This is a genomic window from Acinetobacter sp. NPDC052428, from assembly GCF_044547685.1.
GTDB classification, from domain to species: domain Bacteria; phylum Pseudomonadota; class Gammaproteobacteria; order Pseudomonadales; family Moraxellaceae; genus Acinetobacter; species Acinetobacter lwoffii_G.
In genome coordinates this window covers 1-15,101 of the sequence record NZ_JBIUAT010000046.1, presented here as the reverse complement: position 1 = coordinate 15,101, position 15,101 = coordinate 1, and the positions used below count along the sequence as shown (strand labels likewise).

The 15,101-nt window shown below is 36.9% G+C and carries 12 protein-coding genes and 3 pseudogenes; 11 read left to right on the top strand and 4 right to left on the bottom strand.

The features are described from left to right. Nucleotides 1–283 precede the first annotated feature (283 nt). Both ACIG3F_RS15120 and ACIG3F_RS15115 read left to right on the top strand, forming a co-directional pair. A complete protein-coding gene (locus ACIG3F_RS15120; RefSeq protein ID WP_180186155.1) occupies nt 284–736 on the top strand; it encodes a hypothetical protein in 453 nt (150 codons plus the stop codon). Between the two features lie 162 nt (nt 737–898). Beyond that, nucleotides 899–1,057 (top strand): annotated as a pseudogene (locus tag ACIG3F_RS15115) (transposase); the annotation flags it as partial. A gap of 70 nt (nt 1,058–1,127) precedes the next feature. On the opposite strand, the pseudogene ACIG3F_RS15110 reads toward ACIG3F_RS15115, so the two are convergent. Next, nucleotides 1,128–1,439 (bottom strand): annotated as a pseudogene (locus ACIG3F_RS15110) (transposase family protein); the annotation flags it as partial. 214 nt (nt 1,440–1,653) lie between these two features. Between ACIG3F_RS15110 and ACIG3F_RS15105 the strand changes: the two are divergent. The 7 genes and pseudogenes from ACIG3F_RS15105 (at nt 1,654) to ACIG3F_RS15075 (ending at nt 9,789) form a co-directional block, all read left to right on the top strand. After that, entirely contained in the window at nt 1,654–1,866 is a 213-nt protein-coding gene (locus ACIG3F_RS15105; RefSeq protein WP_257230345.1) for a transposase, read from the top strand. Further along, nucleotides 1,847–2,053 (top strand): annotated as a pseudogene (locus tag ACIG3F_RS15100) (transposase); the annotation flags it as partial. The gene ACIG3F_RS15105 and the pseudogene ACIG3F_RS15100, both read left to right, overlap by 20 nt. Nucleotides 2,054–2,631: 578 nt before the next feature. After that, on the top strand, nt 2,632–6,315 hold the full coding sequence (locus tag ACIG3F_RS15095; protein WP_180186153.1) for an ATP-binding protein: 3,684 nt from the start codon (nt 2,632–2,634) through the stop codon (nt 6,313–6,315). Nucleotides 6,316–6,327: 12 nt separating this feature from the next. Further along, nucleotides 6,328–6,966 carry a hypothetical protein gene (locus ACIG3F_RS15090; RefSeq protein WP_104469925.1) on the top strand — a complete coding sequence of 213 codons (639 nt, stop codon included), beginning with the start codon at nt 6,328–6,330 and terminating at the stop codon, nt 6,964–6,966. After that, on the top strand, nt 6,963–8,207 hold the full coding sequence (locus tag ACIG3F_RS15085) for a hypothetical protein (RefSeq protein WP_180186152.1): 1,245 nt from the start codon (nt 6,963–6,965) through the stop codon (nt 8,205–8,207). The genes ACIG3F_RS15090 and ACIG3F_RS15085 overlap by 4 nt, the downstream gene beginning before the upstream one ends. 13 nt (nt 8,208–8,220) lie before the next feature. After that, nucleotides 8,221–9,093 carry a DUF2399 domain-containing protein gene (locus ACIG3F_RS15080; RefSeq protein ID WP_114837862.1) on the top strand — a complete coding sequence of 291 codons (873 nt, stop codon included), beginning with the start codon at nt 8,221–8,223 and terminating at the stop codon, nt 9,091–9,093. 96 nt (nt 9,094–9,189) lie between these two features. Then, complete coding sequence (locus tag ACIG3F_RS15075; RefSeq protein WP_180186151.1) at nt 9,190–9,789, top strand: DUF6088 family protein; 600 nt, start codon at nt 9,190–9,192, stop codon at nt 9,787–9,789. Nucleotides 9,790–10,129: 340 nt separating this feature from the next. On the opposite strand, the gene ACIG3F_RS15070 is transcribed toward ACIG3F_RS15075, so the two are convergent. From ACIG3F_RS15070 to ACIG3F_RS15060, 3 genes are all read right to left on the bottom strand, one after another. Further along, nucleotides 10,130–10,948: a DUF3050 domain-containing protein gene (locus ACIG3F_RS15070; RefSeq protein ID WP_168526624.1), complete on the bottom strand. Its 819-nt coding sequence runs from the start codon at nt 10,946–10,948 to the stop codon at nt 10,130–10,132. Between the two features lie 640 nt (nt 10,949–11,588). Next, nucleotides 11,589–11,834 (bottom strand): hypothetical protein, encoded by a 246-nt coding sequence (locus ACIG3F_RS15065; RefSeq protein WP_286411810.1) that lies wholly within the window; start codon nt 11,832–11,834, stop codon nt 11,589–11,591. Between the two features lie 203 nt (nt 11,835–12,037). Continuing rightward, the gene (locus ACIG3F_RS15060) at nt 12,038–12,247 is read right to left on the bottom strand and encodes a hypothetical protein (protein ID WP_168526618.1); all 210 of its coding nucleotides are present in this window, start codon (nt 12,245–12,247) and stop codon (nt 12,038–12,040) included. Between the two features lie 230 nt (nt 12,248–12,477). Here ACIG3F_RS15060 and ACIG3F_RS15055 point away from each other — a divergent pair, with 230 nt between their 5' ends. Together ACIG3F_RS15055 and ACIG3F_RS15050 are read left to right on the top strand one after the other, a co-directional pair. Continuing rightward, nucleotides 12,478–14,760 carry an N-6 DNA methylase gene (locus ACIG3F_RS15055; protein ID WP_396470430.1) on the top strand — a complete coding sequence of 761 codons (2,283 nt, stop codon included), beginning with the start codon at nt 12,478–12,480 and terminating at the stop codon, nt 14,758–14,760. Continuing rightward, nucleotides 14,760–15,041, top strand: coding sequence for a hypothetical protein (locus ACIG3F_RS15050; protein ID WP_396470429.1), 282 nt, complete (start codon nt 14,760–14,762; stop codon nt 15,039–15,041). Before ACIG3F_RS15055 ends, ACIG3F_RS15050 begins: the two co-directional genes overlap by 1 nt. The last annotated feature ends 60 nt before the right edge of the window (nt 15,042–15,101 follow it).

Genomic DNA, 15,101 nt, shown 5'->3' with positions numbered 1-15,101 from the left:
GCGATGCGTAGTTGTAAAACAGATACGAGTTTTGAAGCCATGATTCAACTGTGCGCGAGTTTAATTAACTCTCGGTAATTCTCAACAGACCCTAGTAATGCGCGTTTGATGCTTCTTAATAATCTGTGGTTAAAAAGAGCCATCACGATCACGGGGGTATCTAAAGCAAGCTGGAGCATGAATAAATTTTGTAGCACCCATTGCTAAAAATATTGATCGAAGGTCTTGAAAAAATGAAAATACATTTTATCGTATTACGATCACTTTTAAAAAAGGATCATATATGATTCCAATGTTGGCTTCAGAACTCGAACAAGAAACAGACTGGCGTGTTATTAGCTGCGAAATATTAATGGATCGATCTCATACTAATACTGATGAGGTTTTTGGAAATATCGAGATAAAATCAAAAAATGGTATCTCAATATATTTTGGGTTTACTTCATATATGAACAAAGAAATCGAAATGGAAGAAATCCGTATTCTAAATGCAGATAATATTGAAATATGTGTGCATGACGATGATGAGGGAGATGTCTTCGCTGCCGCTCATGACATTGCATGTCAAACAAATTGGCGAAAAATAGCAATAAATATGAAATATGAAAAAGTTAAGAGGAAAGTCAAAAGTATAAGTTTTAATCTCGAGAATGAAGCTGATATTTTCTATTTTGCAGACAGTCAAAACGACTTTTCAAATTGGGTGAAAAATAAAATTTTAGAAGAAATAAGGTGAAAATCAGTAGCCGCCAATTTTTTAATTAAGGTTTAGGAGGAGTACAACTTACTACATTAAACTAGGTGGATTGGTTCAATAAGGAGTGTGTACCGTAAGCATCGAACCTATCCTATAAGCCTTAATTTGGTTCCCACTTATTTTTAAGTGGGGACTTAATTTATGACCACAAATATCCATGCATCAACCATATCTACTTCCAAAAAGCGAAGAACATACAGTGATGAATTTAAAAATAGTATTGTTCAAGCCTGTAAAGAATCCAACACTTCAATCGCCTCAGTCGCTTTGCAGTATGGTCTGAATGCAAATCTCGTATCTAATGGATTCGCCTTCTGGATGGCAGACAAACTCTGTACACTCGGCACTAATCACCCTCACTAAAATTTTGATTCCTTTTGGGTAATGCACAAATCCGTGATTGAATCAGAGCATTTTCAACTTTATGAATAGTACGATTCACATTACTTTCAGTGAGATTATAGTCAGCGGATAACTCAATTTGAGTCCTATAACAGCGTAAGTAGTTTAAAGTTAACAATAATTGATCCTCTAAACACAAAGAATGCGGCCTTCCAGATTTTTTCTTGGCAAGTTCAGCTTTTTTTAACACGGAGATCATTTTTAAGAATAATGGGCGAGCAACTCCAACGAGTCGTTTAAATTTCCCATCGTTAAATCGAGTTAAATTTTCATATTTCATAGGGCGAGTATAAACAATTTTTTACTTTCGCAAGGTCTAATCTAATACCAAAGTAAGCGTCCGCTGAACTCCACTTTTTCTGACTCATTAATATCGCGATAGTGTCCACTTAAATTTTGAAGTGGACACCTATTTATGGATTTAAAGACAGTCTCAGACAGTACACCAACACTAAAAAAACCGCCGAATCTTTACAGCTGAATTTAAACAGCACTTGGTCGGGCTGTGCCAGCAGCCAGACACATCAGTGGCCAAGGTAGCAATGCAACATCAGGTCAATGCCAATCTGTTGCATAAATGGATTCGCCAGTCCAGATCAATTCCCCCTGCATTAACAACCCCATCCAGTCTACAGGTCGACTTTCTTCCCATTGTGCTGCATTCGACTCCAGTCAAAGAAGAAGCACCTCCGCCATGCACGTCGTAAATTCTATGAACTGCATGTGGCCGGGAAAAGTCAGGTCGCTGAACAGGCATTAGTGCTGATTCAGAAACTGTATGCCATAGAAGCAGAATTAAGAAAAAAGACTGATGGTACAGCGGAACAACGCCGCGAATACCGGCAACAGCACAGTCAACCGGTGATGCAACAACTGTATGAATGGCTCACCCAAGCATTAGATAATGCTTGGCGATGCAGAGCTAAGCCGACAGGCGTGATATTCCATACTGACCAAGGCAGCCAGTATAAAAGTCATCTGTACAGGCATAGGCTGCAACAATATGCGATGGTACAAAGTATGAGTCGCAAAGGCCTTGCGCAGTATACTGCTCATGGGATAATGCACCTACAGAAAGGTTATTTAGAAGTCTTAAAATGGAATGGATACCGAAACTTGGCTACCACTCCTCAACTGGATTTGATCAAAAAATGTAAGGTTTATAAGAAGAAGACCCAGATCGAGTGGATTTGATCAAAAAAAGTATTACATTTTTTTTGACACGATTCCCTTAGGTAACCCCCAAATTCATGCTAAAAAAAATGCAAGGTTTGTTGGCTTGGAAATTGGTTGTCTCAAGCATTAGTCCCTAAAACTATTACATTTTTTGATACTATCTTCTAAGATTACCTAATAATGTATATGGCTAAATGTATTGCTAGGTTTGAATTTTTTTTACTGGGCATTTGAATAAGATAAAAGGGTAGATTGCCCTAAGCAATATTGAATAATTCTTCTGGGAAAAATGTTAAATGAATGACTTGCATGAATTGAATGGCCTAAAAAATATTTATCTCTATGATTCATACTTACCAAATAATTCTACAAAAATTGAATTAGGTGAAGGAAATTCTAATTTAACGGGTGCAAATGGTGCAGGAAAAACCTCTACCTTAAATTTAATCCCAATATTTTATGGGGCCCGTCCAGACAGATTAATGGATCGCTCTGCCAATAAACTCAATTTTACAGATTATTATCTCCCTCATGCGCGTAGCATGATTGTGTTTGAATACAACACACCGATGGGACTGTGCTGTGCTGTTTTTTACCGTAATCAGGATAAACAATGCTATCGCTTTATTCAGGGCAGCGCATCTGAGACTGTTTTTTCAAAATCTTCTATCGAATTCCATAAGCAACACAAGACGGTAAAAAGTCTGTTGCAAGAAATTGAAATTAAAGGTTATTACGTCAGTAAACAGATCGACAATAGCCTGGATTATGTAGCGGTTCTAACTAGCGATAAAAAACGTCTGAATCGTGATTTCAAATTGAGGGATCTTGCTTCTATTTTCTCTCTTAGCGGTAAAGGCCATGAATTAAAGCATATTGGGGCATCCACCCAGATCACCCTAAATAAAACTAACCTGTTAGATAACTTCAAGCTCATGTTGGTTGATGCTTTTTTAGAAAATGAGCAGATGATGAATCAGCGCTCAAATACGCTGAATTCTTCCAGCCTCATTGCTGATGTTCAGACATTACGGGAGTTTGATAAGGAAAAGCCAAAACTGCAACTGGGGATCGAGCAGCGACATGCTTTAATGCAGACTTACTCTTTGCTGGAGGCTTATCGAGGTCAGGCACTCAATAAACTAGAGTTTAATAATACGACAATCGCACAGCTTCGTTATCAGAGAAGCCAAACTATTGAACATGCCAAAGCTGGATTAAAGGTGATTGAAAATGAGATTATTGCGAATAGCTCCAATGAATCACGGGCGAAAGGTGAGTTGGAAGGTTTACAACATAGTTTAGCTTTAATAGAGGAAAACGAGCAGAAATATAAAAATGCTGACATTCTGAAAAAACAGGAAGAATTCAGTAATCTTGCTAAGTACAAGCAGGAAGCTGAAGATGCGCGCCGTTATGTGGATGAGTTAGAGAAGAACCAGAAAGAAATTGTTCATAAATTTGAAAAACTTAAAAATAATGCCTTGGAAGAAAAAGACCGAGATTTAGCTGCTATTCATGAACGTAAGAATGAGGTTTCTAATTTAATACACAATTTGCAACAGGATAGGTCTCATGCAGTAGATCAACTGGCTTTGGATGAAAAAAATGAGCTTAATGCTTTCGAGCAAAGCAAACAGAATGAGCGCAAATTTTATGAAGATGAGGTTGATCACTGCAACAATTTGATTGCTGAAGCATCTAATCATACTCAGGAAGAGCAACAGCAAATCGAAGAGTACCAGCTGAATCTACACACTCACCAAAAAGCGATACGGAATAAGGAACAGCAACTCAACACAGCAAACGCTGATTTATCACGCCTAAAAAGCGAGCACACTCGAGCTAATGTAGATTTTGATTCAGCTAAACACCATTTAGATAAATCTACACAAACGGAACATCAGTTAAGAGATATCTTGTATCAGAAAAATACATTATTGAGCTTTCTGAAACAATGTCCTGAAGACGATTGGAAACACAACATTGCCAAACTGATTAATCCTAAATTATTTTTGCATACCGGGTTGAAGCCTTCTTGGGACTCAGAACAACAAAGCGGACATGTTAGTTTCTATGGCCTTCATCTTGATACTTCCAAGCTGGATCTTCCGGTTGAAGCCGAATCACTCAATGAATTGGAGCAGCGCCTTGCAAAGGCAACCACTATTTTGGAAGAGGCTAAAGAAAAATACAGCCATACTGAAAAAGCAGTGGCTGCAGCTGCCAAAGCAGTTCAGAATTTTGAGCTAAACCTCATTAAATTACAGAATGAGCTGCGTCAATGCCGAGAAACATTTGATAGTACCCAGCGTATATTTGAGCAATATAAGCAAAAGATCCAAACAAATGTAATGGATCGGAGAAAATTAGCTGAAGGACAACGTGATCAGGCTCGTCAGCGATTAAAATTATTCAATCAACAAGTAAATGTAGAACGCCAAATGATTCATGATCGTTTTGGCAATGAAAAAAACCAAATTCAGCAGAGTTATGATTTCAAAATTAAAGAACAATTAGAACGTAAAGCAATGTTGGATGAAAGATCTAAATCTGTGATTCATAAATGTGATAATAAACTCATAGATCTTGAATCTTTACGTAATAGTGAATTGCAGCAAAAAGGTTTGGATACTACACTTTATCAAAAGGCACAGGATCAGCTAAAACAACTGAACCATAAATGTCATATCGTGAAAGATTATGAAATCATCTTGATGCAGTACAAGATTTGGTTCGAGCAGGAATACTCTCGTAAAACGGGGATCTGCACCTTAATCGGAAATCTCGAACAAGAAATTTATGCTTTCCGACAAAATTTTGACAAACTGAATGTCAAAACCGAAAAACTTAAAGAACAATCACGTCATGAAGTTAACCTTATTGAAAGCAATCTTCAGCAGGTTGAAGAGGAAAATACCAAGATAGCCTCTTTAAGAAACCGTATTAATTCAGTACTGGAAGGTATTCCGCATATTGAACAGCTTGAGGTTGCTGAGCCGGTTAGTTTTGAATGGTTTTACCGGAATACTGAGGATCATCTTAATCGTCAGAAAGAACAGCTCAAGGAGCTGAAACAATCCCTCAATACAGTACTAAGTATTTTACGCCAGAATAGTGATTTCGAGCTCTACAAGCAGTGGGAAAATCGTATGGCGCTGTTAGGTAATGTGAACACCACCACATATGATCTTTACGGTATGAAAGAAATCGAAAATATGCTGTTGGTGGATATTCCCACTAAAGAAAACCTCACGATCAATAGTTTTAAACTGGCTGCTTATGATTTACGTAATTATGGGCAATCTTTGGCTAAATTCCGCCGTAAGCTGAATGCGATATCTAAGGATCTTACGGAGCAAACCAATACAACCAATCCATTTACAGCGTTAGGTAATATTCAGATTGAATTACTTTCTGTACTTGATGGCCTCAATGTCTATGAGCAGTTAGATCGCTTTGAAAAAGATCTGGATGAAGAAGCGATTCAGGAATCATCTCAGCTCATACTACCGAGTGAGAAGCTAATACGGTCATTTGAATCAGCTGTTAAAGCATTAGAAAAGTCGAATGTTCAGACTGACGATATCCGCTCTTTAGTCAAACTGCGTATCAGCTATGAGGAAAATAACCGTAAGGTTTATGTGAACAATGATTCTGATTTGCTTTCCGGCAGTAGTACTGGTTTATCACGATTAATTGTCATTATTATCTTTACGGCTTTAACACGAAAACTATGTCCAGATATCAATACAGTCATCCATGTACCACTCGATGAAATCGGCCAGTTTGATTCACAAAATACAATGCGATTATTCGAGTTGATGCAAAAGCAGAATATTTATCTGGTCTGCGCTCAGCCGAACTTATCCAGTGAATTAAGTGAAAGCTTTGTGCATAAGAATGATATCGACCGAAACTTCGGTATACGCAAGTTTAAAACCCAGAAAAACGAAAAACCTAATCCGCTTTTAGCCTAGTGGGGACCTATTATGCAAATTGCTAAATCAATTTTTTCTGACATTGTAAATGTTTTAATTTCTGGGGGAATTATTGATGAACATGTCCACAAAGATCTCTACCACAAGCTCCAAGATGATCTGGTCTTGGAGGAAATAAATAATTATCTCGATTGGATGGGAAAAAAGTGTGTCCGTACCAAAGATAATTATGGGTTCTACTGTGTCTTTAGTGAAAGTCGCAAGAACAAAGCAACCCGTGAACTTCTAAGAAAACAGTTCAGCGAAATTGTGTCGAAAATGGAGCCCTTGAATGACTGGCTTCGCTTATGCCGTTCAATAAAAGACAATAGCCGTATCATGCAATGTGGGGATACGGTGACTTATGGTGAACTCATCACTGAGGTTGAACGATCTCCACTTATTATGTCGCAACTCAAAGAGTTAGTCATCAAATTAGGTAAGGCATCCACCTCACCCAAAGAGCAGATTAGCTCTGTGCTTCAATACCTTGTCAGCAATCAATATCTGCATCCAACCGGTAACACTGGCACGACTTATATTGCGACAGCTAAGTGGTCTGTTTTCTATGATGAGCTAGAATACATTTGTACTTTTAATGGCATCAATTACGATGAAATACCTGAACCGGAGCAGGGCGAGCTGATATGAGTGAGTTGGAATATCCAGCAGCCAAAGCGGCAAAAGCGCTCAACAACTACATTGAGCATATCGGTAATGCGATTGTATTTAACAACGCAATTGTGCCTGTAACTGATGACAATGAGTATTTAATCAAAGTATTGAATAAAGCAGAACTTGGCTATTTCAACACTGAAAAAAATGGCTTTAACTTATACAACCACGTGATTTCATTCGTAACGTATTATGAGAAAAAACGTAGGGTTACTGACAGCTCTAAACAGATTCATAAACTTATTTCAGATATTCGTGCCAATATCAGTGAATTTGAAACGACCAAACTCAAAAGTGTAGAAGATGCTGAAATTTATAAGGATGAAATTAGTGAAGGTATTGTTGAATTAGCCAATACTATTTTTGAGAGCTGCTATGATTTCTCCACCCAAGCACTTCAAGACCTGGCATTGTTTAACAATCTTGAGGTCCGTATTCAACGCATTGAAAAAACCATCAGGATTTTAAGTTCATTGACTGAAGTGATGGGCGCACTTTCAACCAACGCAATGCTTGAGCTTGGTGCTTCAGATAAAGATCTTGAAAGTTTGGTGGTAAATAAGCTGATCCCCGTATTCATTATCTGTAGTAAAGAGGTGAAATACAGTGCTTCTAAATTAAACAAGCAGTTGTTTGATTGGAAACAAGAATTATCTTCGCAGAAAAAAAGCAACATGGTGGATGCTTTCCACCGCTTTTTAAAAGGAAAATCTACATTAAACCTGGAGTTTGATGAAGCGACGGCGTCAGAAGTTTTTTATCATGTGCCATGCAGTGAACTCATCAGCTATGCAGATCTGGATGCTGATGAAGAACAGGAAACGCTACGTGAACTTGGCTCAAAAGTATTTGCCAAGCGTGAAAAACGGATAGAGCAGAATAAAAATCAAGAAAATCTGCCAGATGTTAGAGAAGGGAGTGAGGTTGTTGAACAGCCTTTAACTGCTTTAGAAATTGCTACGAGTAATTTCTTTGATGCATTGCTTGTGGATGGGGGAAAACATCAACAATTGAGTGGCGTTGAAACATATGAGCTGCTAATGCCAGGATGCGATATCGATTTTTGGCTGATCGCTTTAACCAGCCACTATAGAAACCGATTCAAAGATAAATTGAACATGGAATTTGTCGAAACTATAGATCCTATATTTGATGGAAATAGTTGTGTATCTGATGTCATCCTTTCTCGAACTGATAAATTGCAACAGATTGCCTGATAGGAGAACATGAGTGACATTTGGTATACGTGAACTATCGGTAATTCAGACGGCATTGCAATTAAAAAAGCGGTCTATGGCATTCAATAAAACCTGGCAAAAAGTTCATCAGGATTATCAGATTGGTACGGTCCATGGTAAGGAGCTTCACCTTACATCCAAAGAACTGGAGTATTTGGAGCGCTGTATCTATGCAAAACAGGTTAAAGTCGCTCCTGAACAGTCTCTGAATTTAGAATCTGATCGTATGGATTTGTTAAACTTTTTGAAAGATGAAAAGTCTGGTGGATATTCTGTATTCGGCGATCAACTTGTATTTGCATCGGTGCATGCAAAATTGCCATTAAAACAGGAAGAGGTAACGATTGGATATAAGGGCTTAGTGCCCACGGTTCATGCCCATGTGTTGTGTTGCAATAAGATTGAAAAACTGATTATTGTTGAAAATGGAACGATGTTGACGAGACTGTTTGATTGGTATGAACAGCTACCTGAAAAATGGCAAGACAGTCTATTTTTATATCGTGGTCAGGGTCAAAATGCACGTCAGGTGTTTGAATTACTAGCCAAACTTCCCGAACATGCTGAAATTGCATTTTATGGTGATTTTGATCCATTCGGGTTGAACATCGCTGCTCATTTCCTTAAACGTAGAACAATGTCGATATTAATTCCTGAATGCTGGAATGAAATCAACCGAAACCATGTGGACAATAACACTACGAAATTTTTTGAACAGATCCATAAAAGTCATGATCTTTATACTGATACTGTTCAGCCTTTAGCTATTAGAAATTTGTATAGGCATATACACATCAATCAAATTGCTCTCATGCAAGAAAATGTGAATCGGTTAGGGCCTTTAATTGAGTTAAAGGTTGATTGAAATTCAGTTAATATCTATTTTAAAGAAATATTTAAATAAAAATATTTAGTGATAAATTGTTTTTTAATTGTAGTATTCAAAAGGGATTTGGTAAGAGTGGAAAAAATATTTTTACAAATACAAAGAATGAAAGTTGGGCATGTTTTTGTTATTGATGATTTGAGTTTTTCTTGTAGTAAAAATAATGTATATAGAGTTTTGAGGAGGCTGAAAAAAGAAAATGTTATTAATGTCGCTTATAAAGGTATCTATTACAAAATAGAATATTCTGAATTTTTAGGAGGGAGAAAATTACCACCTGATACAATGGATGTGATTAAAAAGATAATTGAAAAAAATAAAGAAGTTATACAATTACATGGTGCAGATGCAGCTAACCGATTTCGTATAAGTACTCAAATGCCGCTAACAAGAGTTTTTCTAACCAGTGGTTATTCACGCGAGATTCATATATGTGGTGCTAGGGTTAAGTTTATACATACAAGTAATAAAAGATTATTACAGTACCCAATGCATGATATTGGTTGGGCAATAGCATGTCTTTATTACTTGGGTAAAAATTTAGTCGATGATAAAGTACTTGAAAAGATAAGAAATCATATAGGTGATAAAAATTTTAATATATTAAAAAATTCAGATATTAATATATGGGTGAAAAAATCAATTTATAAATATCAGTTAAATAAAAACCTTTGATTTTAAAATTTGTTTATGTAATTTTTATAAATACTCGATTACAATTTATACAATTTATACAATTTATACAATTTATACAATTTATACAATTTATACAATTTATACAATTTATACAATTTATACAATTTATACAATTATAAATATAAATCTCCCTTACGGTAAGCAACTAGATTGTGTGGGTGATTTTTAGGAAGCCCATTTAAAAAATGGGCTTTTCGATAGAGTCAAAGACTTTTACAATCTGACTCACTAGCTAATACAGACTGTGAGAAAGAGGGGTGTCGTTTTACTGAGTTGAATGAACCACCTCTGAAGAGCTGTTAGGTCAGTTTTCACATGATTAAGCTGATAGCTGCTGCAATTCATAATCTGCCTTGAGTTGCGCTTCCAGAGCATCCCACAGTTCAATGCGAAGTTCTGCCGATTTAATTGCACTATCGAACAGCTCATGCCAAGAATTTAAATCTTCTTTAAACTGGTCGTTGATGATTCTTTTCACCGCGGGTCCGTGTTTGTCACCATCTAACTCAATATGACGATTCAGATAATAAACAAAGGTTTCAGCATCAGCTTGGTTAATATCCCAGGTATTGAGCAAATGGCTAAACATTTCAGGGATGGAGTCTTCACGACCATAAAAGAAACTGGCAAGAACCTGAGAGGTTTTACCATTCAGAGCTGTTTCAATAGTGAAATTCACGAAATTCTGAATAGCAGGGGCAACTTCCAAGTTTTCTAAAGCGTCAGCTACCGCTATTTGTGCACTCTGGCTGCTTTGTTGTACTGTTTTGATAAATTCATCAATTTTTGCGGTTGAAGCACCAATTTCTGACATTGCAATCAGGTACATTTCAAAATGTGAACAAACTTTACCGTTAGGCAGAGAATCAGTTTCTTCTCCTAGAATAATTTCATTAATCAAATGGGCTGCTTTTGAATTCTCGTTTGGCATCCATGGTAATGTAACGCACGTTAAGTCTTGCTGTAATCGCTTTGCCAATGACATAAAATCCCATACAGCGAAAACATGCCATTCCATAAATTTCTGCAAATCGTTCACATTTTTAATGCAAGAAAACACATTATGTTCTCGCATTTCTTTTAGTTTTAATGAAAGTAATGCTTGTTTATTTTCAAATTCTACAGGTACTTGAAACATATTTTCCTCGGATCTTATTTAAAAATAATGTATTTTATAAAGAACTAAAAGATTAAATTTTATCTTTAGTGTGATTTATAATAGGTATTATAATAAACCTATTGGATTAGTCAAAACTTAAGCGGAAAAATATTTGATTATTAAGATATTATTAAAAATTAAAAAAAAGAGAAGATCAGAATTAAGCAATAAGTATAATAGACTTTTCTTGAAAGAGTTAATTTAAGAGTGCCAAATTTACCATTATCGAAGTTAAAATCATTCTTAAATAAAACCGTTTTCGTCTATTTTTATAATGCTCTGTTAGTATTCTAAAACATTTAAGTTGACCTGCAATTCGCATTGTTTTCAGCTTGGTTGTATTTTTAAGATAACTGAATTTAAGTTCGATGATGGTTTAAGTGTTTAAAAGTTAATGAGAATTTATCTTTAAGCATGAAGAGGAGGGTCTTTGAGATTTTTTTCTTTGCAAGTTCAACCTGTTGTAATAATAATGGGCCAGAAACTCCAACGAGTCGTTTAAATTGTTCATCATTAAATCGAGTTAAATTTTCATATTGCATACGGCGAGTATAAAGTATTTATAATTTAGCTAGAAATTTATTACAGATGAATATAAAAAACAGGATAGAATCCTGTTTTAGTAATTTGCCATTGACTCTGGTATTTTTTCAAAGAACTTTTTTCTAATCTCTTGTTTTGTTAGTTTCCTGTCACTTTCTTCTAACAGTCGATCTAGCCAGATTAAGAGCGCATCATGATTCTTATGACAGTGATTAACAGCTAGAAATTTACTTAAACCATAGCCATCTTGAATATTCAAATCTAGAATCAGTGAATAACCAATTTGTTTAATTTCAGGATTAATAAAAAGATCATTTTTCATTTTAAATTCTCTATTGATTAAAATAAAACTTTAATATTTATTGTTTAAAATTGCACCATAGAAACTTTTTGATAGTTCATAAAAAATACGAAAGACAAAAATATTTTGATGAGCTATCCGTTATGCTTGAATTTCTAAGAGTTGTTTAAAAAAACAATTAAGCCTGCTGTTACTCACCGTAGGATTTTATGAAATTATTTTTGTTAGCTCATAAAATCCCATTTGTTTTTCTGGGGTGTTCGGATAAAGCAGACTGCTCGAATGCCTGAAGCAATATATTTTTCCTGACAGCGCTTTGTTTCCTCAATGGTCTGATCAACCCACTGAGTTTCGATGGCTATTTGGGCTTTATTGATGTGCAAGAAATTGTGTTCCCAGTTTTTTTCTTGTGAATCGCGGGTGTCTGGCAACATGGCATAAACATGCTGAGGTTTTTATATTTATCTTTCAGTCTCATCCATTGCTCATCATTCAGCGTGAAACTGTAGATTTCTTTATTTTCAACAATACCGAGAAAGCCGATTGTTATACTAAATTACCGTCTTTTGTCCCATTTTTAGGCTAGTAAAATCCTTTGTGAATCAGGCACAATGAAACTATAAATTTCAAGTTTTTATAGCCTGAGTGCTAGCGGTATTTTTTAATGACAAATAATAATTTTTCACAAGTAGCAGCTTTTATCTGGTCGGTTGCCGATCTTCTGCGTGGTGACTTCAAACAATCGCAATATGGTCGTGTGATTTTACCGTTTACGCTGTTGCGCCGTTTAGAGTGTGTACTTGAAGCCAGTAAGGCAGATGTATTAGCAGCCAATGAAAAAGTGAAACTCATGCCACTGCCAGAGGAAGCTAAAGAAAAGATGCTGCTGAAGGCAACCAATGGCCTGTCATTTTTCAATACCTCAGAGCTGGATTTAGGCAGCCTGGGTCAAAAAGACATCCGTTCAAACCTCAATACTTATATTCAAAACTTCTCCAAAGATGCACGTGAAATCTTTGAACACTTCAAGTTCGATGAATTTATTGGTCTCCTGGATGATGCCAACTTGCTTTACAAAGTCGTTCAATATTTTTCAGACCCTAAAATTGATCTCAGCCCAAAAAATATATCTAACCATGAAATGGGCTTGGTGTTTGAAGAGCTGATCCGCCGTTTTGCCGAAGGTTCAAATGAAACTGCAGGGGAACACTTTACCCCGCGTGACATCGTTCGCTTAACCACAGGTCTGGTATTTAGCAAGGATGATGATGTGCTGAGTGGTGACGGTATTATTCGGACCATTTACGATCCTACGGCGGGTACGGGTGGATTTTTATCCTCAGGTTCAGAATATGTGTATGAGCATAATCCTGATGCTGTGATGCGGGTTTTTGGTCAGGAGTTAAACCCAGAGTCTTATGCGATCTGTAAAGCAGACATGCTGATTAAAGGTCAGGACGTGCGTAATATCAAATTGGGTAATACGCTGTCCAATGACCAGTTGGCCTATGAGAAGTTTGACTACATGCTATCGAATCCGCCATTTGGTGTGGACTGGAAGAAGATCGAATCAGATATTAAAGATGAGCATGAGCAAAAAGGCTTTGAAGGTCGTTTTGGTGCAGGCTTGCCACGTGTATCGGATGGATCTTTGCTATTCCTGATGCATCTGATTAGCAAGATGCGCAATAAAGACGACACCACGGCGCAAGGCAGTCGTATTGGTATTATCTTGAATGGTTCGCCGTTGTTTACAGGCAGTGCGGGTAGTGGTGAAAGTGAAATCCGTCGTTATATTCTAGAAGCCGATTTGTTAGAAGCGATTATCGCGCTACCAACCGACATGTTCTATAACACTGGTATTGCGACCTATGTATGGGTACTGAGCAATAAGAAAGATGCTGAGCGTAAAGGCAAAGTGCATTTGATTAATGCTACTAGCCTCAGTTCAAAAATGCGTAAGTCTTTAGGCTCGAAGCGTAATTATTTAACCGATGAAGAAATCCGTACCATTACCCAAAACTACGGCGCATTTGAAGCGGTAGATACCTTAGCCCATGATGGTGAAAGTGATCAGAAAAAGCCTTTCTCAAGTAAAATCTTTAACAGTTACGAGTTTGGTTATCGCCGTGTGACCATTGAACGTCCATTACGTTTATCGGCACAGATCACGGATAGCGCGATTGCTGGATTACGTTTTGCACCGAAGCCGTTTAATGCGGTAATGCAAAAAGTCTATGCGCAATACGCTACGAACTGGACAGAAGACAGCTATGGTCAGCTTGACGAGTTTGACGTGGAAATCCGTGCGTTGATTAAAGCGGAATTTAGCGAGCTGAAAGAAAAAGATATTAAGACCGTTCTTGAGCCAAAACTGTGGTTAGAACAGCGCAGTTTGATGCGTAAAGCCGAAAGCCTGCAAGCCAAGATTGGTATAGCGCAATGTGATGACTTTAATGTCTTTGATGATGTACTCAAGCAAGCTTTAAAAGATGCCAATGTGAAACTTGAAAGCAAAGAGAAGAAGCAATTTCTGGATGCGATCACCTGGAAAAATGCCGATGCTGAGCCAGTCATCAATAAAGTGGTGAAAGGCGTTGAAAATCCACTGTATGGTCAGTTTAGCTATAGAGGTAAAGTGGTTGAGTTTGTGCAGGATGGGGATTTGCGTGATGCGGAAAACATTGCCCTTGACCCAAGCCAAAGCACCACCGATTTAATCGAGTCTTACTTTAAGCGTGAAGTGCAACCGCATGTGCCTGATGCGTGGATTAATACGGATAAGCGTGATGCGCAAGATGGTGAAATTGGTATTGTGGGGTATGAGATTCCGTTTAATCGTCATTTTTATGTATATGAACCGCCACGTGATTTAGCCGAGATTGATGCAGATTTGGATGCGGTGAGCCGTGAAATTATGGCACTTCTGCAAGAGGTGCATTCTTAATGGCTAAATATGAAAAATATGCTGAATATAAAGATTCAGGTGTAAAGTGGTTTGGTTCAATACCAGAGCATTGGTCTTCATTTTTATTTAAAAGAGTTGTAGCGAATATTAAAGATGGAACTCATGGCACGCACGCACGTGTAGAAAATGGGGAATTATTACTTAGTGCTAAGAATGTCTTTAATAATGGGATAGAGATAGGTGAGAATGAAAGTTATATTCCCTTTAAAGATTATGAAGAAATTACTAAGGCGTGTCCTCATTTGAAAAATTGGTTTTAAATACTTAAAATCCTCTTTTAAGCTCTTTTGATTTCTATATTTTTTCAATGGCACGTACTC